The 24,988-nt window shown below is 36.4% G+C and carries 20 protein-coding genes; 9 read left to right on the top strand and 11 right to left on the bottom strand.

The window, feature by feature from the left end; genetic code table 11:
* Positions 1-32: 32 nt before the first annotated feature.
* The gene (locus FG27_RS12325) at positions 33-1,043 is read right to left on the bottom strand and encodes a 3-oxoacyl-ACP synthase III family protein (RefSeq protein ID WP_037319531.1); all 1,011 of its coding nucleotides are present in this window, start codon (positions 1,041-1,043) and stop codon (positions 33-35) included.
* Positions 1,044-1,180: 137 nt separating this feature from the next.
* Here FG27_RS12325 and FG27_RS12320 point away from each other — a divergent pair, with 137 nt between their 5' ends.
* Positions 1,181-3,640 carry a prolyl oligopeptidase family serine peptidase gene (locus FG27_RS12320; protein WP_037319528.1) on the top strand — a complete coding sequence of 820 codons (2,460 nt, stop codon included), beginning with the start codon at positions 1,181-1,183 and terminating at the stop codon, positions 3,638-3,640.
* 75 nt (positions 3,641-3,715) lie between these two features.
* Here FG27_RS12320 and FG27_RS12315 read toward each other — a convergent pair whose 3' ends face one another.
* Both FG27_RS12315 and FG27_RS12310 read right to left on the bottom strand, forming a co-directional pair.
* Positions 3,716-4,996: an amidohydrolase family protein gene (locus FG27_RS12315; protein WP_037319524.1), complete on the bottom strand. Its 1,281-nt coding sequence runs from the start codon at positions 4,994-4,996 to the stop codon at positions 3,716-3,718.
* A 9-nt stretch (positions 4,997-5,005) separates the two neighbouring features.
* Positions 5,006-6,139 carry a DegT/DnrJ/EryC1/StrS aminotransferase family protein gene (locus tag FG27_RS12310; RefSeq protein WP_037319521.1) on the bottom strand — a complete coding sequence of 378 codons (1,134 nt, stop codon included), beginning with the start codon at positions 6,137-6,139 and terminating at the stop codon, positions 5,006-5,008.
* Between the two features lie 184 nt (positions 6,140-6,323).
* Here FG27_RS12310 and FG27_RS12305 point away from each other — a divergent pair, with 184 nt between their 5' ends.
* The 4 genes from FG27_RS12305 to FG27_RS19270 all read left to right on the top strand — a co-directional run bounded on the left by FG27_RS12305 (position 6,324) and on the right by FG27_RS19270 (position 8,486).
* Positions 6,324-7,574 carry a 3-deoxy-D-manno-octulosonic acid transferase gene (locus FG27_RS12305; protein ID WP_037319519.1) on the top strand — a complete coding sequence of 417 codons (1,251 nt, stop codon included), beginning with the start codon at positions 6,324-6,326 and terminating at the stop codon, positions 7,572-7,574.
* A 76-nt stretch (positions 7,575-7,650) separates the two neighbouring features.
* Positions 7,651-7,887 carry a hypothetical protein gene (locus FG27_RS12300; protein ID WP_037319518.1) on the top strand — a complete coding sequence of 79 codons (237 nt, stop codon included), beginning with the start codon at positions 7,651-7,653 and terminating at the stop codon, positions 7,885-7,887.
* A gap of 131 nt (positions 7,888-8,018) precedes the next feature.
* A complete protein-coding gene (locus tag FG27_RS12295; protein ID WP_037319516.1) occupies positions 8,019-8,297 on the top strand; it encodes a hypothetical protein in 279 nt (92 codons plus the stop codon).
* Between the two features lie 27 nt (positions 8,298-8,324).
* Positions 8,325-8,486: a Vmc-like lipoprotein signal peptide domain-containing protein gene (locus FG27_RS19270; protein WP_197051686.1), complete on the top strand. Its 162-nt coding sequence runs from the start codon at positions 8,325-8,327 to the stop codon at positions 8,484-8,486.
* A 67-nt stretch (positions 8,487-8,553) separates the two neighbouring features.
* On the opposite strand, the gene FG27_RS12290 is transcribed toward FG27_RS19270, so the two are convergent.
* From FG27_RS12290 to FG27_RS12275, 4 genes are all read right to left on the bottom strand, one after another.
* Positions 8,554-9,327: a LexA family transcriptional regulator gene (locus tag FG27_RS12290; RefSeq protein ID WP_037319514.1), complete on the bottom strand. Its 774-nt coding sequence runs from the start codon at positions 9,325-9,327 to the stop codon at positions 8,554-8,556.
* A gap of 79 nt (positions 9,328-9,406) precedes the next feature.
* Positions 9,407-9,781: a PleD family two-component system response regulator gene (locus tag FG27_RS12285; RefSeq protein WP_037319511.1), complete on the bottom strand. Its 375-nt coding sequence runs from the start codon at positions 9,779-9,781 to the stop codon at positions 9,407-9,409.
* Positions 9,782-9,790: 9 nt separating this feature from the next.
* Positions 9,791-12,448, bottom strand: a complete 2,658-nt coding sequence (locus tag FG27_RS18695; protein ID WP_051935837.1) for a PAS domain S-box protein — start codon at positions 12,446-12,448, stop codon at positions 9,791-9,793.
* Positions 12,449-12,644: 196 nt separating this feature from the next.
* Positions 12,645-13,391 carry an SDR family NAD(P)-dependent oxidoreductase gene (locus FG27_RS12275; protein WP_037319509.1) on the bottom strand — a complete coding sequence of 249 codons (747 nt, stop codon included), beginning with the start codon at positions 13,389-13,391 and terminating at the stop codon, positions 12,645-12,647.
* A gap of 112 nt (positions 13,392-13,503) precedes the next feature.
* On the opposite strand from FG27_RS12275, the gene FG27_RS12270 reads away from it, so the two are divergent.
* Entirely contained in the window at positions 13,504-14,181 is a 678-nt protein-coding gene (locus tag FG27_RS12270; RefSeq protein WP_037319507.1) for a M15 family metallopeptidase, read from the top strand.
* Positions 14,182-14,266: 85 nt separating this feature from the next.
* Here FG27_RS12270 and FG27_RS12265 read toward each other — a convergent pair whose 3' ends face one another.
* Entirely contained in the window at positions 14,267-14,743 is a 477-nt protein-coding gene (locus tag FG27_RS12265; protein ID WP_037319504.1) for a response regulator, read from the bottom strand.
* A gap of 177 nt (positions 14,744-14,920) precedes the next feature.
* Between FG27_RS12265 and FG27_RS12260 the strand changes: the two genes are divergently transcribed.
* On the top strand, positions 14,921-15,319 hold the full coding sequence (locus FG27_RS12260; RefSeq protein WP_037319501.1) for a hypothetical protein: 399 nt from the start codon (positions 14,921-14,923) through the stop codon (positions 15,317-15,319).
* A gap of 100 nt (positions 15,320-15,419) precedes the next feature.
* Here the strand turns inward: FG27_RS12260 and FG27_RS12255 are convergent, their stop codons facing one another.
* The 3 genes from FG27_RS12255 to FG27_RS12245 form a co-directional block, all read right to left on the bottom strand.
* A complete protein-coding gene (locus FG27_RS12255; RefSeq protein ID WP_037319498.1) occupies positions 15,420-17,873 on the bottom strand; it encodes a zinc-dependent metalloprotease in 2,454 nt (817 codons plus the stop codon).
* A 188-nt stretch (positions 17,874-18,061) separates the two neighbouring features.
* Entirely contained in the window at positions 18,062-18,823 is a 762-nt protein-coding gene (locus FG27_RS12250; RefSeq protein ID WP_037319495.1) for a sterol desaturase family protein, read from the bottom strand.
* Positions 18,824-18,933: 110 nt separating this feature from the next.
* A complete protein-coding gene (locus FG27_RS12245) occupies positions 18,934-19,602 on the bottom strand; it encodes an FAD-binding oxidoreductase (protein WP_037319493.1) in 669 nt (222 codons plus the stop codon).
* A gap of 200 nt (positions 19,603-19,802) precedes the next feature.
* Between FG27_RS12245 and FG27_RS12240 the strand changes: the two genes are divergently transcribed.
* Positions 19,803-21,572 (top strand): mechanosensitive ion channel family protein, encoded by a 1,770-nt coding sequence (locus tag FG27_RS12240; protein ID WP_037319490.1) that lies wholly within the window; start codon positions 19,803-19,805, stop codon positions 21,570-21,572.
* Between the two features lie 160 nt (positions 21,573-21,732).
* The gene (locus FG27_RS12235; protein ID WP_037319488.1) at positions 21,733-24,981 is read left to right on the top strand and encodes a VCBS repeat-containing protein; all 3,249 of its coding nucleotides are present in this window, start codon (positions 21,733-21,735) and stop codon (positions 24,979-24,981) included.
* Positions 24,982-24,988: the final 7 nt, after the last annotated feature.

Below are 24,988 nucleotides of genomic sequence, written 5' to 3'. Positions count from 1 at the left end.
TCATCAAACAGCTTTTTTATATATTAATTAATCTACCAGCTTATCACCGCACTTGCCCAGGTAAATCCGCTACCAAAAGCTGCAAGTACAATAACATCTTCATTTTTTATTTTTCCTTTTTCCCAGGCCTCACATAAAGCTATTGGAATAGACGCCGCTGTAGTATTTCCGTATTTCTGAATATTGTTATATATCTGATCGTCGCTTAATTTAAATTTTTGCTGAACATATTGTGAAATTCGCAAATTCGCCTGATGCGGAATAAGCATGTCTATATCTTTCACTTCAAGTCCGTTTGCTTTTAAGCCTTCCATAATCACTTCAGAAAAACGCTGAATGGCATTTTTAAAAACAAATTGACCATTCATATAAGGATAATATGGAATATCGTCTCCCTGCGGATTTTCCCCAATAATCTCGGGCACCCAATGTTCAGTACTTGGGCCCTTCAAAGAAAGTTCTAAAGCGTGTTTCCCTTCAGAATGTAAATGTGTAGAAAGTATTCCTTCTCCATTGTGGTCGCTTCTTGTTAAAACAACGGCTCCTGCCCCATCTCCAAAAATCACAGAAACCGAACGCCCACGACTGGTAAAATCAAGCCCGCCACTATGGTTTTCGCTGCCAATTACCAGTACATTCTTATACATCCCGGTTTTAATAAATTGATCGGCGGTAGAAAGTCCGTAAATAAATCCGCTACATTGATTTCTCACATCTAAAGCCGGGCAGGTATTTATAGCTAACATTTCCTGAACCTGCACGCCACAACCTGGAAAATAATAATCGGGACTTAAAGTTGCAAAAACAATCAGATCTATATCATCTTTATCAATTTTAGCACGTTCAATTGCAATTTTTGCAGCTTTCACACCCATTATTGCGGTAGAATTACCATCACCCTTCTTGATATGTCTACGTTCTTTGATGCCGGTTCTTTCCTGAATCCATTCATCATTGGTATCCATAATTTTTGCCAAATCATCATTAGTAACAACATTTTCTGGTACGTAACTACCAACTCCGGCTATTTTAGATTGATACATATTCTATTGTTTAGTATATTTAGATCTTATTCAATTTCAATTTAAGCATTTAATAAAAAATGGGTCCGCAATATAGTGAACATTAACATTACTGCGATTATAGCTCATTTTTATTTCAATTTCCAAAACCACATTTTATGAAAAAAATTATTTTAAGTATTTTCAGTTTATTACTGAGTTTTCCCGCACTATTGTCACAGGAAAATTTGACCTACCAAAAACCACCTCAGGAAATCCTGGATTTGGTGGATGTTCCCCTCGCTCCCTCCACCATTTTAGATAGTGATGGTGAAATGATGATCTTTTTATACCGCGATCAATATAAAACCATTGCTGAATTAAGCGAAGAGGAGCTACGACTTGGTGGTTTAAGAATAAACCCGGTAACTAATATTAGCAGCCGCGCTACATATTACAATAACCTGGAAGTAAAACCTATTGACGCTGAAATGCCAAAACAGGTTCAAGGTCTTCCAGAAAATCCGCGTTTAGCAAATTTCAGCTGGTCTCCAGATGAATCTAAAATTGCATTTACAAATACCACCAATACCGGGGTTGAACTTTGGGTTTTAAATATTGAAAACGGGCAGGCTAAAAGATTAACCGATGCTAATCTTAATGCGAATATGCGTGACGTGATCAACTGGTATAAAGATAATTCTTCGGTTTTGGTTAAAATGTTACCTGAAGATAGGGAAGATTTAATTAATACAGAAACTGCTGTTCCCGAAGGCCCCACAGTTTCTGTAAGTGATGGAAAAGAGGCACAAAACCGTACCTACCAGGATTTGCTTAAAAATCCCAACGATGAATATAATTTTGAACAATTAGCACGTTCAGAATTGGTAAAAGTAAATTTAGACGGCACTTCAGAAAAATGGATGGATGCTAAAATGTATAGTAGTGTTTCATTCTCTCCCGATGGAGAATACGTAATGCTTAATCATATTAAAAAACCATTTTCCTACCTGGTTCCTTATTACAGGTTTCCTTCTGAAACTAACATTTATACAAAAAGTGGGGATTTAGTTAATCAGGTTAATGATGAGCCGCTTTTAGAAGATTTACCGCAAGGTTTTATGTCTACTCAAACCGGAAGAAGAAACGTACAGTGGCGTAATGACAAACCAGCTACTTTAGTTTATGTAGAAGCTTTGGATGAAGGCGATCCAGAAGTTGAAGTAGATTTTAGAGATGAAGTTTTTATGTTAGAAGCTCCTTTTAAAGGCGAAGGAAAATCGATGCTAAAAACCAAAGATCGTTTTTCAGGAATTACCTGGGGAAACGATGAAATCGCTTTAGTAGATGATTACTGGTGGAATACGCGTAACACGAGAACCTATGTTTTCAACCCTTCTGATGCATCAGAAGAACCTGAGGTTATTTTTGATAGAAACTATCAGGATCGTTACAGCGATCCCGGCCGTTTTGTAACTACCAAAAATGAATTCGGTCAAAATATTTTAAAATTAGATGGCGAAGAGGCTTTTCTTCTTGGAGCAGGTTATACCAAAGAAGGTCAATTTCCTTTTGCCGATAAAATAGATTTGGAAGATGGAGAAACCGAACGCTTATACCAATCGGAATATAACGATAAGAAAGAAAGCCTTATGGAGGCTTTAGATATTGAAGACGGGAAAATTTTGGTACGAATAGAATCGGCTACCGAATATCCTAACTATTACATTCGCGATATAAATGCTAATGAAGACCTAACACAAATCACTTCTTTTGAAAATCCTTTTAAGAGTCTTGAAAATGTTAGTAAAGAAGTCATTACATACGAGCGTGAAGACGGCCTGGAATTAAACGGAACGCTTTACCTCCCTGAAGGTTTTGATAAAGAAAACCCTGAAGAGCATCCTATGATCGTTTGGGCTTACCCAAGAGAATACAAGGATAAAAATTCAGCTTCTCAAAATACCTCAAATGCAAACGATTTCACCTATCCCTATTATGGATCACCAATATATTGGGTAAACAGAGGATACGTGGTCTTAGACAACGCTTCTTTTCCTATTATTGGCGAAGGTGAGGAACAACCAAATGACAGTTTTAGAGAACAACTTGTGGCCAACGGAAAGGCGGCGATAGATGCTGTAGCCGAAAAGGGTTATGTAGATCGTGACCGGGTTGCGGTAGGCGGCCATAGTTATGGTGCATTTATGACTGCAAATTTACTTTCGCATTCTAACCTATTTGCTGCTGGAATTGCCAGAAGTGGTGCTTATAACAGAACGCTAACTCCTTTTGGTTTCCAGAGTGAAGAAAGAAACTACTGGGAAGCGCCAGAAGTATATTACAATATGTCCCCTTTTATGCACGCTGAAAAAATGAAAACACCACTTTTATTAATTCACGGGGAAGCCGATAATAACTCGGGAACTTACCCCATGCAGAGTGAACGTTATTTTAATGCCTTAAAAGGCCTTGGAGCAACGGCCCGTTTGGTGATGTTACCAAAAGAAAGCCACGGATATAGCGCCAAGGAATCTGTTTTACACGTACTTTGGGAACAAGACCAATGGTTGGAAAAATACGTGAAAAACAGAGAAGAATCTGGAAACATTGAAGCTTCAGCTGAATTGAAAGATTAAACTTTAAACATTATAAAACTTAAAAAGGCTGTTTGAAATAATTCAAACAGCCTTTTTTTATACAGTATAAAGAATCTATTTCTTATAGACCTTCCCTTGTTTCATTACAAACCTCACTTCTTTTAGCGTTTCTATATTTTCAGTGGGATCCTCATCTACGGCAATAATATCGGCATAAAAACCTTCAGCGATCTGGCCGAGTTCATTTTCCATTTTCAGAATTTTAGCCGCAGTTACTGTAGCGCTTTGAATTGCTTCAATGGCAGGCATTCCGGCTTCAGTCATATATACAAACTCTCGGGCGTTTTCCCCATGTTTAAAAACACCGGCATCGGTACCAAATACTATTCCTACTCCCCTTTTATAAGCCCTACCAAACATATCCTGAATCTGCGGACCTATTTCCCTTGCTTTAGGAACAACGAGTTCTGGGTAATAATTTTCAATTTCAGCATTTTGGGTTACTTCCTTTCCGGCTGTAATTGTAGGTACCAAATAAGCATCATATTCCTTCATTAAATCCATCGTTTCTTCGCTCATTTTCGTACCGTGTTCAATAGTTTTTACACCGGCTCGAATAGCTCTTTGCATTCCTTCATCTCCGTGAGCGTGAGCCGCTACATGAAAATCATAATCTTTAGCCGTTTCTACTATAGCTCTAATTTCCTCTTCGGTAAATTGCGGATTAGAGCTACTTTTAGCTACACTTAATACGCCTCCGGTAGCAGTGATTTTTATTAGGTCGGCTCCATTTTTATAACGTTGGCGTACAGCTTTGGCTGCATCTTCGGGCCCGTTTACCACACCTTCTTTTGGTCCCGGGTCTCCGGTTAATTCGCTATTCATTCCGTTGCTGGGGTCGGCGTGCCCCCCGGTTGTAGCAAGGGATTTCCCGGCGGTAAAGATTCTTGGACCATCAACTTTGCCTTTATTTATTGCATCGCGAAGGGCAATATTCACTCCGCTTCCGCCTAATTCCCTCACGGTAGTAAAGCCGGCCATTAAAGTTGTTTTTGCAAAGCCTACAGCATTAAAAGCGGCATCTGCAGGATCGTTAATAAAACGTTCCATATATTTCTGCGGATTGGTCTCGCTTTCCAGGTGAACATGCATATCTGTTAATCCCGGAAGTACTGTTTTATTACGAAGATCGATTACAGAATCTTTTTCACTCTCCGGATTTACAAATCCGTTTTCCACACTTTTAATCCTTTCTTCGGAAACAATAATTGTTTTTTCAGTTAAAATTTTTCCTGACTTCGTATCTACTAATTTCCCGGCCTGGATATATAAATCCTGCGCCTGAAGACCTACAGATAACAAAATTGCAAAGCAAAAAATTAAAAGTTTTTTCATATTAAAAAATTAAGCGTTTAAAAAATCCTTGATTGTATTCGTAATATACTGAATTTGCTCTTTATCCAATTCGGTATGCATTGGTAATGAAAGCACTTCCTGTACTAATTGATTAGTAACAGGGAAATCGGCCTCGTTATACCTTGAATCTGTATAGGCCTTTTGCCTATGTAGTGGAATAGGATAATAAATCCCGAAGGGAATCCCTTTTTCCTGCAAATGTTTTGCAAGAGCATCTCGCTTTCCTTCCTGGATCTTAAGGGTATATTGATGGTAAACATGAGTATCACAATCTCCCACCCTATAAGGTATTTCTATGTTAGGCTCATTTGCAAATGCACTGTTGTAAAGATTAGCTGCTTCTTTGCGCGATTCATTGTACAAATCCAATTTTGGAAGTTTTGCACGTAAAACAGCGGCCTGCAAACTATCTAACCTGGAATTAACTCCAACCACATCGTGGTGATATCGCTCATACATACCGTGATTTACGATACCGCGAATAGTGTGCGCCAATTTATCATCATTAGTAAAAATAGCGCCGCCATCACCATAACAGCCTAAATTTTTAGAAGGAAAAAACGAGGTGGCACCTATATGCCCTATGGCTCCAGTTTTGTAAGTTTCCCCTTCTTTATTATGATAATTACCGCCAATAGCCTGGGCATTATCTTCAATCACATAGAGATTATGCTCTTCTGCAATCTCCATAATGGCATCCATATTGGCTACCTGTCCAAAAAGATGAACAGGAACAATCGCTTTAGTTTTTGGGGTTATGGCTTTTTTGATGGCTTCGGGATCTATATTAAAGGTATCTGGTTCTACATCTACCAAAACCGGGGTAAGTTGCAAAAGTGCGATTACCTCTACAGTTGCCGCAAACGTAAAATCTGCGGTGATAACCTCATCACCAGGTTTTAGCCCTAAACCCATCATTGCTATTTGCAAAGCATCAGTTCCGTTAGCGCAGGGTATCACATTTTTTACCTGCAGATAATCTTCTAAATCTTTCTGAAATTGCTGAACTTCAGGACCATTAATAAATGCCGCATTTTCTATCACTTCCTGAAATGAAGTATTCACCTGATCTTTTATTCCCTCATATTGCCCCTTAAGGTCAACCATTTGTATCTTTTTCATCTACTATAAATTTTCTTCCACTTTTAAATTGACAAATAATAAAGTTCAAGTCTATGCCAATTTTCAGGTTCAGCATCAAGCTGGTTTCAAGTATTTTTTTGAGTGCAACGAAAATACGAAATAAGCTCCCTATTGCCAATCAATTTTAATTAAAGGGCTATTTTCGCATTAGAAATCAGTTATTTTGAATGCACTCTACAACATCGCGATAAAAATTGCAGAGAATACACTTCCTCTGGCTGGCAGGTTTAGCCATAAATTAAAATTATTTACTGAAGGCCGAAAAACAGTTTTTAGCAAATTAAAACGAGAAATAGATCCTACCGCAGAATATTTATGGTTTCACGCGGCTTCCCTGGGTGAATTTGAACAGGCTTTACCTATAATAGAAGAGGTGAAAAAGGAATTTCCCAAATATAAAATCTTAGTGAGTTTCTTTTCCCCCTCCGGCTATGAAAATAAAAAACATCATCCGCTGGCCGATTTAATTACTTATATGCCTTTGGATACTCAAACAAACGCTAAGCGATTTCTTGACCTGGTTAATCCAGAAATGGCTTTTTTCATTAAATATGAAATCTGGCCCAATTTCCTTGTTGAATTAAAGAAGAGAAGTATTCCAGCTTTATTGATATCTGGAGCTTTTAGGGAAAGCCAAATCTATTTTAAGCCCTACGGAGGCTTTATGCGAAATGCTTTACACACTTTTGATCATTTCTTTGTTCAAAATGAAGAATCTAAGCTGTTACTGGAAAATAGAGGTTTTAATAATATAACAATAAGTGGAGATACACGTTTTGACCGAGTTTCCCGGCAAATTCAATATAATAACAAGCTTGATTTCGCTGAAGAATTTATAGACAAAAAAACCTGCCTTGTGGCGGGAAGCACCTGGCAAGAAGATGAAGAAATTTTACTTCCATTTATCAATAATACTTCTGAAGCGGTGAAAACCATAATCGCTCCTCACGAAATTAAAGAAGAGAAAATAAAGGTTTTAGAACAAAAGATTAAAAAGAAATCTATCAGATATTCTAAAAGGGAAAATCAGGATTTAGCAAGTTCTGATGTTTTAATATTAGATACTATTGGTTTACTGGGTAAGGTTTACAGCTATTCAGATATCGCATATGTGGGAGGGGCAGCAGGCACCACCGGGCTTCATAATATTTTAGAACCTGCTACTTTTGGAATTCCAATAATTATTGGTAAAAATTACGAGAAATTTCCTGAAGCCATACGTTTAAGACAACTTGCTGGTCTATTTTCAGTAGAAGATTCAACAGAATTTACTGAGGTTGCAGAAAAACTGATTTCAAATAAAGATTTTAGAATAAAAACAGGGATGATTTCAGAACATTTCATAAACAGTAACACCGGTGCTACTCAAAGTATAATGACTTACCTAAAGACAGATAACAGATTATCTATTTAGCTAAAATTTCCTAAAAATAGAATCCACGCCGTATTAAAATCGTAATTTCGATTACTAAACCAATAAATTAAATTTTATGAAACGAGTATTTATTGCTGGAGTAATTTTGTTTTTTACCGGGTTAAGCTTTACTTCTTGCCGGGATACCGAAGAAAAAGAAACCGTAGTGAAGGAAGTTGAAGTAGAAAGAGAGCAACCAGAAGAGGTTGAAGAAGAAAGAAAAGGCATACTGGAACGCGCCGGTGAAAAGGTTGACGGTAAAGTTAACAAAGAAATAGACGAAGAAATTGATAAAATAGGTGATGACAATTAAATTTAATGGAATAAAAAGACCACAAACACCTAATTTTTATTGATGTTTTAAGAAAATTTTAATATTATTTCTGTTAAATTACTCTTTAACATCTCTAATTTTGCTTCTACAAACCAGAAACAACCAAATTTATGAAAAGATCAATTTTGATGCTCGCAATGTTTTTCACCCTAAGTACAGCTTTAGTTTCTTGCCGCGAGGTTAATGAAGAAGAAAATGAAATGGAAATGGAAAGCGAAGAAATGGAGCGTGAGATGGATAATGATATGGACGATGTTGGAGACGACATTGAAAATGCAGCCAATGATGCCGGTGATGCGGTAGAAAACGCAGCCAACGAAACAGGTGAGGCGATTGAAGATGCTGCCAATGAAGTTGAGGATGAGGTTGATGGTAACGACGACTACTAATCCATTTAATAATTTAAATTTAAAACTATGAAAAAATTAATTTTAATGCTCGCTATTACTTTTAGTACCGCTGCGGTTTTTACTTCCTGTAGAGAGGAAAAATCTGGTGTGGAACAAGCTGCAGATGATATTGAAGATGCTGCAGATGATGTAGGTGACGAAATTGAGGACGCTACTGATGATATGTAGTATTTAAAGTCTTAACCAACCAAAGAAAAAATCCTTTTTGATTAATTTCAAAAAGGATTTTTTTATGTTAAGCCTGTTTTTTAAAAGATCTTAATTCTCGCTTAAGATCTTCCATAGATTGTTTTAATTCTCTAAAAAGTCCGCTTTCTGAAGGGTTATCAAGATTAAAAGTAAGTTTGGAATTTACCTGCCAAATCTCCTGTATTTCATTAATATTTACTTCAATAGGTAGATATTCCTCATTAAGTGAAATTAATAAGACCTTAGAAGAATCTGGCAGCTTTTGAAGCTTCTTTACCAGGACTGAATCCTGTAAAACTACCACATAAATTTTATTATTATTGGCTTCATCAAGATCTGGCACTGCCTTAGCTAAAACCCATTCATTGGGATAATAGTTGGGTAACATACTATCACCTTCAATTTGAAAACCGCGATAGGTTGCATTCCTAAATTCTGGCAGCGGAATATCAAAAGCAGGTAATTGCTGGTACCACTCTACGTCCTGCACATTATGAGGATATCCGGCGGCTGCCTTTTGATTTACCATTACCATGTTCTCATTGTCAGAGGAATCTACGGTAACAACTTTTGGACTAACATCACCTTTACTTAGCTGTAAATATTTCTGTCCACTCTGACCAAAAAGCCACAAAGGATTAATTCCAAATTGACCTAAAAGTTCAGCAACCACTTTTCCCGAAAGCTTGGTACGACCGCGCTCAATATCTGCAGTAGAATTTTTTATTCCCAGTAGATCGGCAAATTCAGATTGAGTAAAGTTATTCTCTTCCCTTACTTCTTTAAAATGCTTAATTTCAATAGATGGCGGTTGGCCCATAATTTCTCTAGTTTAGGAATTTATCCAATAATAATCAAATTTATTGGATTATTTCCATACTTACAAGATAAAAATGCAGCTATTCTTTTGAAGCGAGAATTTTTTCTATTCTTTCGGTAAGGTCTTCTACTTCAAAAGGCTTCGCGATAAAATCATTAGCGCCCGCCTTTTTACATTTTGGACCAGCATCGTGTAGTGCCGACATCATTAATACCGGGGTTTTCGTAGTCTCAGGATTTTCTCTAATTCCGGCGCAAACATCAGTTCCATCAACACCAGAAATAAGCATATCTAAAAGTACAATATCAATATTTTCTTGTTGAATTAATTCTTCCGCCAAAAGTGGCTTTTCGGTAACCGTTACTTCGTAGCCGTAAAACTCCAGTAATGTTTTTAACATTTCACCAATTCCCGAATCATCATCTACCACTAGAATTTTTGTAGTTTTCTCCATATATTTCTTTTAGGAAGTAATTTGTTGAGCATTCAGAATAAATGAAAATTCTGAACCTTCGCCTAACTTACTTTTTAATTGTATTTCTCCGTTATGTCTTTCTATAATTTCGTTTGCCAAATAAAGGCCAATTCCAAAACCTGAATAGGTTTCCTCACTTTTTACCCCTACGCGATAGAAGCGTTTAAAAATTTTCTTATGATTCTCTTCTCCTATTCCAATTCCAAAATCTTTTACGCTAACCTTCACCTTATCTGTAGAGACTTGCTCAATTTTAACGTTAATCTCCTGGCTACCCGGTGAGTACTTTATTGCATTCATTACAAAGTTTATAATAACCTGCCCTATTCGATCTCTGTCTGCAATTATATCACAATTTACCTCATTTTCCAGGGAAATTTTATGTTGGGTATTGGTATAATTTATATCCTGAATAGTCTCAGCCACCAACTCGTTTAAATTGAATTTTTCATCTTTTAATTCTAACTGATTCTCCCGTATTCTGGAAAGGTCCAGTATTTCTGAAATTAAACGCGTTAATCGAGAAACCTGATGATTTATTCGCTCTAAAGAAGGCTGTAAAGGAAGTTTTGAGGTTTCTACTTCCTGCTGCTGCTTTTTAAGTAAGCTTAATAAGAGCTGCACGTAACCTTTGATGGAAGTAACCGGAGTTTTTAGCTCATGACTTACCATCTTTAAAAATTCTTCTTTGCGCTTTTCCTCTTCCTTAATTTTATCGATTTCTGTATTGGCTGCAATCCACATTTTTACCGTACCATCATCTTCCTTAACTGCTTCACATCTACTTAAATGCCAAATATACTTTCCTTCTTTATTCTTTAAGCGAAGTTGCATTTCCAGATTGCAGCCTGTATCTAGGCAATTTTGCCATGATTCAATAAAATCTTGTTTTTCTTCGGGGTGTATATAGGCTACCCAGCCAACATTCTTCAAGTATTCACTTCCTTTACCTGTAAAATCGAGCCAGTTTTTATTGAAATAGATATCTTCACCATCCCCATCAGTTTTGGAAACCATCCCAGGCATTAAATCTGCCATTTGTCTAAAATGAAATTCACTTTCTTTCAGCAGCATTTTAGAGGTAACCGATTCTGTAACATCTATGGCCATATTTAAAATCCCATAGATATTCCCGCTTTTATCCCTTAATGGCTTGTAAGTAAAGTTGTAATATCCGGTCTTCATTTCCCCATCTATCACAAGATCTACAGGATCTTCTTTACCCCAGTATGTCTCACCCGTTTCATAAACGTTTCTAAGCAAATCTAGAAATGGTTGACCATCCAGTTCGGGTAAAGCCTCGTGTAGCGGCTTTCCTAAAACCGATTGATCTTTTCCCCACAGTTTAATCATTGCATCATTGGCCAACTCAATATTCATCTTCAGACCTGTATAGATCGCAGTTGCTACGGTGGCTTCCTTTACAATTCCCTGCATACGGTGTTCTTGCTCCCGCACTAAGCTTTCTTTTATTTTTTCTTCATGCACATCGATCACTGTGCCAATCATTCCTTCATAATTGCCATCGGCATCAAATTTAGGACTGGCTTTATCCAAGGCCCATCTATATTCCCCATTTTTCTTCCGTAACCTATAGCTTACACTAAATGATTTCTTTTGATCATGAGCTTCCAAAAAATCAAATTCTGCCCTTTTCCTATCTTCAGCATGTATAGCATTTAGCCACCCCATTCCCTTTGCATCTTCATTGCTCTGGCCAGTATAGCTATACCAGTTTTTATTCAAAAAAACACTTTGCCCTTCGGTATTAGTAATCCAAATAATAGCCGGTACAGTATTGATCACGGCCTGTAGCCCTGCTTCACTATCTTCCACAATTTTGCGCGCCGCTAACTCTTCGGTTACATCTACAGCGTGAACAAAAATACCATCTATCTCACCTTTCTTATTTCTGGTTGGCTGATAAACAAAATTTAAATGAGAGTTTTTAAATTCTTCATTTCCTACCTGGAGTTTTACTGAAATTTCGTTCCCTACGTAAGGTTTACCGGTAGAATAAACACTATCTAAAAGTTCTATAAATCCCTGACTTCCGATTTCCGGAAGGGCTTCTTTTACCGACTTGCCAATAATATTTCTATGCCCAATTAATTTAATATAATTCTCATTGGCTACTTCAAAAATATGCTTCGGACCTCTCAAAATACAAATTGCTGCGGGAGCATTAGAGAGTATATCTTCTACCAATTTATTATAAACTTTTTCCTGCCTGGATAATTCTCCAATCTTTTTTAGCTTTTTAAAACTTAAAAGAATTAATGAATTGTCGTTAGGAATAGGAAGTATAGAAGCATTTAATTTAAATTCCTTTTTTCCTTTCTGCGGAATCTCAACCTGAATTTCTCTCTCTTCTATAGTTTCGCCCCGGGTTTGAAGATCCTTTAAAATCGCCCTGAATTCTGACGTATCAAATTGATTCTGATGAAAATTAAAAACAGAAACATCATCTTCAACCTCTTCATTAATGTTGAATTTCTTTTTAAAACTTGTATTTAACCCCACAACATTCTTATTCGTGTCTAATACCATTAAAGGTTCACGAAAAGTTTTGAGCAAACGTTGTGTGTGATTTTTTATAATACTTAAATCCTCTTTGGAAAGTTTTGAGGTGCCAAATTCTAACATAAATGTGTACTAAATTCCCGGAGATATCCCCCCTAATTTGATGGGGACTAAAATACTATTTTTAGTTGCAAATTTCATTTTCATTATCTTATGAAAATCATAAAGTTATCATACAAAAAAAGCCAGCTTAAAATTGGAAACAACAAAACCGATAAAAGCAGGATTTATCGGTTTTAAGGGATTAAATCAAAGAAAATTATTGCGCTAAATACCCACCATCTATGGGGTAATAAGCACCTGTAGCAAACGAAGCTTTATCACTAGCCAGCCATAAAAACATTTGAGCTACCTCATCTGCCATTCCCAGGCGACCAATAGGATGCACTTTTATTAACTGATTTAATAAATCTTTATCTAAACCTTTTAACAAAGGCGTTTTTATAAACGCAGGCCCAACAGAATTCACCCTTATTCCTTTTGCAGAATATTCTAATGCAGCCGATTTAGTTAAACCTACTACGCCGTGTTTTGCAGCAACATAAGCTGCAGAATTTGCGAATCCCACACTACCTAAAATTGAAGCTACGTTTATAATACTTCCTGCACCATTTTTAAGCATGGCAGGAATTTGGTACCGCATCCCGTAAAAAACACCTGAAAGGTTTATCGCAATAACTTTATCCCAGGCTTCAATAGGATATTCCCCAACCGGTTGCTGTGCGCCGCCAATTCCGGCATTGTTTACTGCGATATCCAGTTTACCAAATTGCCTCAAAATTTCAGATACACTTTTTTCAGAATCTTCTGGTTTTGCTGTATCGGCTTTAAAAAATACCGCTTCCCCTCCATTTTCCTCAATTCTCTTTGCTAACTTTTCTCCTTTTTCGACATCGATATCGGTTAGAAAAACCCGGGCACCTTCCGCAGCAAAAAGTATTGCTGTACTTTCTCCTATTCCCGATGCTGCCCCTGTGATAAGCGCTACTTTTCCTTTTAATTCCATGGCCTGTTTATTTAAGATTTAACTATTTAAAATTAGCCTTTTATATCCTGGTAAAATATGAGAAAGATCAGGGAATTATATTTTAAGTAACTTGGCTATAAATTCATCAAAAATGAAAAGCTTAAGCTCCCTTTTAATCTTTATAATTACTCTAAATATAGGCCTGGCTCAGGAAAAAAATCTTCCTGAAGGATTTATATATCTTAAAGATGAAATCTCCGATATTGAACTGGAAATTCGCTATGCCGGAAGCAATAATTTTATAGGCAAAAAGGTAAATTCTTATATAAAACCGGTAGCGATTATCTCCAAACCTGCTGCCGAAGCTTTAAAAAAAGTGCAAAAGGATTTAATGGCAGAGGGTTACTGTCTTAAAGTTTTTGATGCTTATCGTCCCCAAACCGCTGTAAATCATTTTATCGAGTGGGCAAGAAAACCGGAAGACACACTCACTAAGCAACAATTTTATCCTGATATAGATAAGAAAGATTTGTTTCAATTGGGATATATAGCAACCAAATCTGGACATTCCCGTGGGAGTACCATAGATCTCACTATTATAGATGGAGAAACAGGTAAAGAGTTAGACATGGGAAGTAGCTATGATTTCTTTGGAGATATTTCTCATCATAATACCACAAAGATCAATAAGGAACAAAAAGCTAGGCGCTCTTTATTAAAAAGAATAATGATAAAGAACGGGTTTAGACCTTATCCTGAAGAATGGTGGCATTATACTTTAAGAAATGAACCACACCCCACCACATACTTCGATTTCCCTGTAAAGTAAAATACCTCAAGGCAAAACCTCGAAGTATTTCTTAGAAAACATGTTTAGAGTCAACCCCATAACATTTCAATCTCAACTTTTAGATTCAGGAAATTAAATCTATAGTTTGATTGTGAGATTCGTGGGTATCTTCTTTTAAGTTCTGAAGGACAAAATTAAATCGTTTCATAAGAACTTCCTGTTTTAAGATTTCCGAAAGTTCATGGGTGTCCAGGAACTTATCGTAGTACCCAACAACCCGGCTATACCTTAATGCCCGCTCTTCATCTGGCGATTGTATAGATGCGCTTAATATTATTACGTAAAGTGAATCTTTGAATTCAAAATCTTCAATAAAATCAAGCACCTCCCAACCATCTACTCTAGGCATATTAATATCCAGGAATATAAGTTTGGGCTCCTCTGCATTAGCAATTTCCTTTAAATACGTAATTAACTCGCCACCGTGCCAAAAACTTTTAACAGGACAAATCACTAATTTTTTTAAATTTCTTAATTCTAATTTTAGAATTAGCGAATCATCTTCAGCTACTAAAATTTCATATTTGGGGGGATTCTTCATAATCTCAAAATTTGGGGCTAAAGTTTATTACTTATAACTTTAACGAGACAAAGCTAAGCTACAATTTACTTGATTCTATTATAAAAGAGATTTAATTATTATATTGATGATAACAATCATAGGCGTAAATCATAGCGAGTGAGAATGGCGTATTTTTACACAACATCTTAGAAATCAATGAAGATAAAATTAGATGACGAAAACAGGGAAATTAGGATTGATGATAATATTAAAATCACCTATTGGATGCTCAAATTCGTAATGATTTCAAATATATTTCAAATGCTACTCCAGGTTTTCAACACTCCGGTAGCTAACTGGGATGTCCTAACCTGGTTTTGGATTCCCATAGGTCTCACATCACTTTTTATATTGTATTATTTTACTAAACTTAGCACTGCAGAAGTAGTTCCTTTAGAAGAAATTCAACATCCTGTTCTTAAAAATTTCTTCGGAAGAAAACGCCTGAGCCTTAAACTTAAAAATGGCAAAACAAGACATCTCCCAACCAATTCAATTAAGGAAATGGAGCACATAAAGAATTTCATAAGCTCCCCACAGAAAGTAGCAACTTAGATCCTGAAATGATCCTGAAGCGTTTAAACAGAAACGAGTAAAAAATAAAACCCCGAAAACACGAATGCTTTTCGGGGTTTCTAGTGGTATTATGCTAACATTAAGACTCTATATCGAGCGCAGCATCTATTCTGGCAATTAGATCCTCCCAGTGATATTGGGTTAAGGAATTATTTATCCCAGATTTTCTACGATTTATCTCTCGCTTTAAAGTTTGCATTTCGCCTCGCATTAATGGCAAAATATCAGACTTCAACAAGTCCTCGTTATTTTCAGCATTTAATTTTCTAAGATATTCTGAAGCAATATCTACATAAGAACGCTGGAGATTACGCCTATAAGCATCAACTTTATTTCTACTATAAAGTTCACTGAAAATCCCTTTTCTAAGATCGCTCATCAAATTTACCGCAGTATAGGCTTTATCACCATTTACTTCTTCGTTGGCGATTATTCGGTTTAAACGATCTTCATCTAGCAAGCTAGTTAGGGCCCGGGTTTGTAAACCCTGTACTCGTTCTATAGCTCCAGAAGCTTCAATTCGGTTTAATATTTCCTGATTAAGCAACCAATCTGGTGTTGTAAAAGCTTCCGCATTTAAAAAATCTACGGCTTCCTGTTGCTTTTCTTTTGGTACGTTTTCGTAAACCACACCATCCTGATCTGAAGTTTTTCGGGTTTCATAAACACCGCCAACATTTGCGACAACATGAGAAGTATAGCCGCGCCACATATAAGTTAACTCTCTGTACACTTCTTTAAGATCGTCATAACCATAACCGTCTTTAGAAGTCCACTCAATTAAATTTGGAACTACTTTTTTAAGATTCGCTAATCCATATTCACTGGCTTTCACCTGGTCATCTCCAAGGCTTTCACGCTGTGATTGTGGATCTACACCACCGTAACCACTACCGAATTCATACCATGGATTTCCTGCTTTTTCCAGGATCCATTCATCTAATTTTTCTTTCTCTGCTTCAGCTGATTCGGCTTCAGGTAAATATCTGTAACCCCAGTTTATGGCATACAAATCATAAGGTCCCATCATTCTAATATATCGAACACCTTCATCTTCTGGCTGTGCTACATAATTCACACGTGCATAATCCATAATCGATGGTGTTAAGCCGTATTTTTGGGTAAACTCAGCCGATCTTAGTGAATCTGTGGGATAAGCAGCGCTCGCTTTCATATTATGAGGTAAGCCTAAAGCGTGGCCAACCTCGTGTGCAATTACCATACGCATCATTTCACCAATTTCAGATTCTGGGGTATTTAAAGTCCTGGCATCTTCGGTCTGCGCTCCGGCTTCAATCATATAACGATTTCTATAAGAACGCAAATGATTGTGGTACCAAATAATATCACTTTCGATAATCTCCCCGGTTCTGGGATCGGTTACCGAAGGCCCCACCGCATTCCTGGTAGTGCTGGCTACATAACGAACCACCGAGTAACGCACATCTTCAGGACTAAATTCAGGATCCTCTTCTTTAGTTGGTGGATCTTTAGCAATTATCGCATTTTTAAATCCTGCTTCTTCAAAAGCCACATTCCAGTCCTCAATTCCCTGCTTAAAATAAGGTCTCCATTTTTCAGGAGTGGCAGGATCTAAATAATAAACTATTGGTTCTTCAGGCTCTACCAGCTCCCAGCGCTTATAAGCTTCAATATCTTTTGGCACCAATTTCCACCGGCGAATCAGCTCATAATCATCGGCTTTTAATTCTTCTGAGTTATAATCGTATTTATCTATCGTAAACCAACCCACACGATGGTCTGCAATTCTAGGCTGCATTTTATCATCTGGTAGCAAAATCATAGATTGATTCATCATCATTGAAATCGTTCCCGCCTGGCCCCGGGATGGTGGCTCTTCGGCTTCATAAGTCATCACGTGCTTAACCTCTACATTTTCAGGGTAAGAATTTGCAGATTCAATATAAGACCTGCTCTGGTCCAATTTTTTCACTTTATAGCGTTTACGAAGTGATGAAGAAAGCCCATTAATGGCCTGCACTTCATTTTCAAACAAAGCACTGGCATCAATCACTACGCTAGTAGAATCCTGGTTATAGGTTTCAATTTTTGAACTAAAAAGAATTGGAAAATAGTTATTAGCCTGCACCGATTTGTAAATAGGCGATTCTTCATCACTCATATTTTCGAAACTAATCACCTTTACATCTATATTGCCTTTGCGCTTGGTCCAGCGCACTACCTGCTCATTAATTTTAGAACCGGCATTAACATAACCGCCACCATAACCATCTGGCACACCTGCAATACGACTTACCAAAAGCATATCTTTTTCCAACAAATCTATGGGGATCTCAAAGTAGAGTTTATCATCTACAAAATGAGTGGTGAAAAGACCTTCATCAGTTTCAGCATCTGAAGTGATTATTTGATTGTAAGATTTTGAGGTTTTCCTTGATTTTTCAGGAGCATTTTCTGCAGACTTATCTTTCCCTTCAAAAATAGATTTTTCACTTCCACAGCCCGCTGCAAGTAAAGCCGCCAGCCCCAGAATTGGTAATTTTTTGATCATAGAATTTTATTTTGGCTTCAAGATAAGCAAACCTGATAAAAGGTTGAAACAATCCCACTGGAAGAATCTAAATTGGCAATACCATCAAGCTGAACTTGTTTCAGCTTCTAACATAATTAAAATGTTCACATCTTAGATCCTGAAACAAGTTCAGGATGACATATAATAGCTTCTCAAATCAGCCTTCCTTACTCAGAAGAAATCTTCGAATTGCTTTCGGTACGCATCCATTGATCCCAAAAAGTAAAATACAAACCGAAATTGGTTTTGAATTCAGCGTGATGGAAATGATGATGTGTTGCCCCAATAAATAATTTTCCAAAGCGACTTTTTACAAACGCATCAGGATAAATTTCAATATCTAAATGATTAATTACACTACTAAGCGTCATAAAAAGTAAATAAACACCAATTATAAATGGATGAACTGGTAAAACGAGTAAAATCACCGGAACAATAAGTGCTTCCAATAAAGATTCCCATGGATGAAAAGAAAAAGCCGTCCATGGGCTGGGCACCAAACTATCGTGATGTACTTTATGAATTTTTTTAAAGATTCCAGGTTTGTGCATCCAACGGTGCACCCAGTAATAATATGTTTCGTGAAGCAGTAAAAGCAGGATAAAACTTAATGGCAAGTACCAATATCCAAATTTATCTGGTTCAAGATAAATTGCGGTAAGATCTTTTTGCCATAGGAAATAAGTAAGCGCACCAAAAAAACCAAAAATAACCGAAGACCACATACTCCAGTAGATTTCCTTTTTTAACTGCCCCTTTCTAAAACCTCGCTTACTTAATCTCTTATTTCTAAATTTCTCGCTTTTTAGCCGGTAATAGTACCAGTAAAATATGCCTGCAGAAATCAAATATCTAAGAAAAACGGCAGCAAAAAAGATAAGCACACAAATAAGGAAAAGCCCCGGATTATTAATTTCGAAAAAAATCATAGAACACTAAATTAATTAAAATACGATATACGTAAGTTTAAATTTGCTGGCAGTTTTATAAAATTAAACAGCCAGCATTGGTCTACGGTTTTAGGTCTTAAGCTGAACACTTATTGATCGTCCAGAGTTATAGCATCTGTATGTGCACCTAATTTTTCTAAAATATCACCTATCTCTTCGGTCATTTTAGGAGGACCACATACATAAAATCTCTCCTCAAAATTAGCAATATGTTTCTTCAGGAAATCTTCATCAATATAAGCCTTGGTAAATTGAGTATCATTTTGATCGGTAATTACATAAGTAGCATTGTTACCCAACAAGGCATCTAATTCTTCTTTTAGAATAATATCCTTATCAGCCTTATTAGAGTAAATCAATTTAATACCATCTAATTTGTTCTTCTTCTTAAATTCTCGAAGCATCGCAATATAAGGTGTGATTCCTGCGCCTCCAGCGATAATATATCCGGGACCCTTATATTCTATGGCGCCCCAGGTGTCACGAACGATCAATTCGTCTCCCGGTTTTAATTCATCCAATTGTTCAGTTACACCATCGTGATCTGGATAAATTTTAATGGTAAATTCTAGATAATCATCTTCATTCAGGCTAGTAAAAGTGAATGGCCTTTTTTCATCTTTCCATTTATCCATATTTATAGAAACTTCGGTAGCGTGACCCGGTGTAAATTTATAGCCATTTGGTTTTTCTACTAGAAATTGTTTAACATCATGAGTAACCGACTTAACTTCTTTAATTTTTACTGTCTTTTCCATTTTTATATTTTTTGAAAACTTTTATCTGAATTTACCAGTTTAAAAATTTGGCTTAAAGTTATTTAACCTTCTTTAAAGACTTTAAGCCTTAGTTTTAAGGAAGCTTTATTAATATCAAAAGCTTATTTGAGGAAATGCAAATAGTTCAAGCCGTAAAAACTATTTCTTATATTCGAATTAAGTTTTGAAACCCTGAATTTATGAAGCCATCTAACCCAATTTATCTGGTTCTAATTACTATACTACTTTTGCTATCAAGCACAAGTATTCAAGCTCAATTTCCTTTATCTACCAATCAAAAAGATCAGGAAACAGAGAAAATTCCGGAAGACCCTTTAAAACGAAGAACACCCCGAGGCAGTGTTAACGGGTTTATAAATGCTATGGCCGGGCAAGATTTTAATCGTGCTGCCAGATTTCTAAGTTTTCCGCCAGAAATTTCTTCGGATGAGGATAAAGAGCAAGTTGTCCAGGTTTTACAACGATTATTTGATCAAAAAGGAAATATTCAGCCCTATTATTTGATTAGCGATGAGCCCGCAGGAAAACTGGATGATGGAATAGACGAAAACCTGGAAAAAATAGGAAGCATAGAAGCCGATGATGAGTTAATAGAAATTTTTCTAAAACAGTATGAGGACGAGGCGGGAAATCCAATTTGGCTATTTTCTTCAGAAACCGTGAGTTCAGTAAGCTCACTTAGTCTTAAAAACACTGCTTTAATAGACCAAATAATGCCAGATTTTTTCAAAAAGTATCTTTGGGGTGGCGTCCCGGCCGGGCAATGGTTTATTGCTCTTTTACTAATAGCACTAAGCTATATTCTTGCCTATTTAATAATTTCTATCATAATATTTCTATTAAAGAAATTATGGAAAAAAGCCAGGGAAGCACCAGTTGCCGGGATTCTCGTTGCACTCAAACTTCCGCTAAAACTATATATAGCTGTATGGATTTTTGTAGCCCTGTCGAGAAATCTTGAACTTTCAATTATTTTGCGTCAGAAATTTAGCGTTATTACTATTATAGTTGGAATTGCGGCCATACTTCTTCTTCTATGGCGCCTATCAGATTTTATAGGAAAATTTAGCCAGGAAAAAATGCTTTTAAGAGGTAATCCTGCTGGGGTATCTATAGTTTTATTCCTTCAGCGTGCAGCTAAAATAGCCATTGTTGTTTTCGGAATAATTGCAATTTTGGGAGCGGTGGGAATTGATGTTACCACGGGACTTGCCGCATTAGGTATTGGTGGTATTGCTCTTGCACTTGGTGCTCAAAAAACCATAGAGAATTTCGTAGGAAGCGTAACTTTAATTGCCGATAGGCCTATAAGGGTTGGGGATTTTTGCCGGGTTGGGCAAATTACTGGCAATATTGAAAAAATTGGAATTCGGTCTACCCAAATTCGCACATTAGACCGCACTATAGTTAGTATTCCCAACGGTGCATTTTCATCTGATACTATTGAGAACTATGCCCATAGGGATAAATTCAGATTTATAACTACTTTAAATTTTAGATACGAAACTTCGCCAGACCAATTGCGATTTTTACTTACAGAATTAAGAAAAGTTCTCTACGCGCATCCAAAGGTTTATGAGGATCCCGCTAGAATTCGTTTTACAGGATTTGCTGCACATTCTTTAGATATTGAGATTTTCGCATATTTGGAGGCTCGTGATTTTAATGAATTTTTGGAAATAAGAGAAGACCTAATGCTAAGAATGATGGACGTTGTAGATCGCAGCGGTACCGAATTTGCTTTCCCTTCTCAAACTATTTATTTCGGGAAAGATCAGGGATTATCCAAAGAAAAATCGGCTGAAGCCGAAGCTGAAGTTCAAAACTGGAAAAAAGAACGGGAAATGCCGCTTCCACAATTTACCAGAGAACAAATTGATGCACTCAAAAATAAATCCAGCTATCCTCCTGAAGGTTCAAGTACATCAATTCAGAAAAATGGAGATTAAAAGACTTAAGACTAATAATTAAATTAGTGGTTCCGATTCTAACTATTAGGGAAAAACTACTTCTGATTCAATAATTCATTTTTTTTAACAAAAGGCCTAGGTAAATAGTTAATTTTATCTTAAATTAATATATTAGCAGCCCTTCTAAAGTTAAACATATATGAAACTCTTAACATCAGGATTAGTTACAATTTTTCTTCTATGTTGTTCATGTAAAAAATCATCTGAGCTCAGTGAAAATAATGATTATTTATTAAACAAACTTTCTCCAGAATCTACTAAAATTGATTTCACTAATCAAATTATAGAAGATCCAGAGCATAGTATAATTAATTATATTTATTACTATAATGGCGCAGGTGTAGCTGCAGGAGATATAAATAATGATGGCCTTCCAGACCTCTATTTTGTTTCTAATATGGGTAAAAACAAGCTATTTCTTAATAAAGGTAATTTACAGTTTGAGGACATTACTGAAGAAGCAAATGTAGGAGGAAAATCCAGTTGGAATACCGGAGTCACCATGGTAGATATTAATAACGATGGATTGCTAGACATCTATGTTTCAGCCGTATCTGGCCTGCTTGATTTTGAAGGACATAATGAGCTTTTTATCAATAATGGCGATGGCACATTCAGTGAAAAATCGGCAGAATATGGATTAGACTTTAAGGGTTACACAACCCAGGCCTACTTTTTCGATTATAATAATGATGGAGACCTCGATGTATACCTTGTTAATCACGCAATACATACCACGCTTTCTCATGGTCCTGCAGAGGTAAGAAACAGAAGGGTAGCGTTGGTTGGGGACGTCCTTCTCGAAAATAACAACGGAAAATTTACCGATGTAAGTGAAAAAGCAGGCATTTATGGAGGTATAAATGGTTATGGATTAAGTGCAAGTTTAGCAGACTTCAACAATGATGGTTGGACAGATATCTATGTTTGTAACGATTTTCACGAAGATGACTATTATTATATAAACAACCAGGATGGCACTTTTACCGAAACCTTAAATTCTGCATTTTCGGCAATAAGCAGATTTTCTATGGGGAGTGATGCCGCCGATATTACTGGCAACGGGTATCAGGATCTAATTACTTTGGATATGCTTCCAAAAGAAGAAAAAGTAATTAAAGAAAGTGAAGGCGATGATGCGATGTATAATATGCAGAAACGGCTAAAAAAATTAGGCTACCGCGATCAATATGCCCGAAATATGCTTCAAATTAATAATGGAGGTTCTAATTTTCAGGAAATGGCCCTTTACAATGAAATTGCTGCAACAGATTGGAGTTGGGCACCATTATTAGCCGATTTCAATAACGACGGGCATCAGGATCTCTTTATCTCCAATGGAATTCTTCGTAGACCAAATGACCTCGATTTTAAAAATATTGTCTCTACTGCATTTAAAAACAGAAGCCCAAATGAAGGAATGAAATGGCTTTACAACTCTAAAGATGAGATGCCCGAAGGAAAGGTTTCTAATGAAATCTTTATGGGCAATTCAAATAAATTTGAAAGCAAGACTGGTGAATGGTTAGAAGATAAAGCCAGCTTTTCTAATGGCGCCATTTATGTAGATTTAGATCTGGATGGGGACCTGGATCTTGTGGTTAATAATTTAAATGAAAAAGCCGGAATTTATGAGAACACTACCAATGCTTCAGGAAACTATATTTCTCTGGAATTTGAATATCCCAAAAACATAAATGGTTTAGGAACAAAAGCCATACTCTTTTCAAAAGAAAAAAAGCAACTTAAGCAATTATTTAATTCAAGAGGATTTCTATCTTCAGTAGAAAACAAACTCCATTTTGGGCTTAAAACCGAAGAGAAAATCGATTCAATTTATATTATTTGGCCAAATAATACCTATCAAAAAATTCAGCAGCCAGAAAAAAATCAACATTTAAAAATAGTTTATTTAGAAGAGGCTAAGAATTATGATTATGATAAAGATAAACAGCAAAAAAAATATTTTAAACCTACAAAAGCATTAAGCCACGCTCATAAAGAAGATGAATATGATGACTTTCATCAGGAAAAATTGATACCTTATATTGTTTCTATGCAGGGGCCTGCAGTTAGTATTGGCGACATAGACAATAATGGATTTGATGACATCTATATTGGTGGGGCTTCCGGCCAACCTGCTAAACTCTACCTTAATAATGGACAAAGCCTGGAAGAAAGCAGTAATGATGTGTTTACAAGACACGCAGAATTTGAGGATAATGACGCGGTATTTTTTGATGCTGATAATGATGGAGACCTCGATTTGTATGTCGCTTCCGGAATAAATTCCAACCGAATACAGTTTTTTGAGAAAGACAGACTTTACACAAATATCAATGGGGAATTTAAAGAATCTACTGCCACTATACCGAATAATAACCTGAACACCTCTTCAGTAGTAAGCCTGGATTACAATCAGGATGGATTTGATGATCTTTTTATAGGGAATCTGTCTGAACCAGGCAATTTTGGAAAACAAGTGTCTTCTTATCTGCTTAAAAACGACCAAAAAGGCAACTTCCTAAAAGATCCAGATTTTTCATTAAATGCTATGGTAACCGCTGTTAAATCAGAAGATATAAATAATAATGGATACCCAGACTTAATAATAACCGCCGAGTGGGACACCCCTAAAATTTATTTAAATGAAAAGGGGAGTTTTAAAGCCGCAAAATTACCGGAAAATCTCTCAGGATTATGGCAAAGCATTGCTTTCTATGATATTAATAAGGATGGAAATAAAGACATCCTCCTGGGAAATTGGGGATTAAATACCAGGTTTGAAGCAAAAGAAGGTGCTCCCATAAGAATGTATTACGCTGATTTTAATAAGGATGGAAAATTTGAAACGATTACTGCGTACAATAAAGATGGAAAATATTACCCATTAAACTCCAGGAATGAATTGGCTTCCCAAATGAGTTCTATAAGCAAAAAATTCCCCACACATCAGGAGTTTTCTTTAAAAACCATGGAGGAAATCTTTACTGCTGAAGCATTGTCCTCAGCAAAAATTTATGAGGTTAATACGCTAGCTTCTGGTTATCTCAAAAACAATAATGGTGAATTCACTGAATTTATTGAATTCCCAAAAGCATTTCAAACCGCACCCATCAACTCATTTCAGGTGCTCAATATAGATGGAGAAGAACAATTATTGGTAAGTGGGAATTCTTACAAGGTAAACACTTATCACGGAGGCTATTCTTCTCTAAAAGGTTTGCTCGTGAAAAGCATCTCAGATTACAAAGAAGTCTCCAACTTAGGAATCAAAGCCTTCGATCAACAAATAAAAAGAACAGTCTCGATCCCAATGGCTAACGAAAACCTACTTCTTGTTGTTCCTAACAATGACAGCATCACTACTTATTCTTACGGAAAGTAATCTCCAA

It is taken from the genome of Salegentibacter sp. Hel_I_6 (assembly GCF_000745315.1).
Classification (GTDB): Bacteria; Bacteroidota; Bacteroidia; order Flavobacteriales; family Flavobacteriaceae; genus Salegentibacter.
This window is presented reverse-complemented; position numbering and strand designations above follow the sequence as displayed.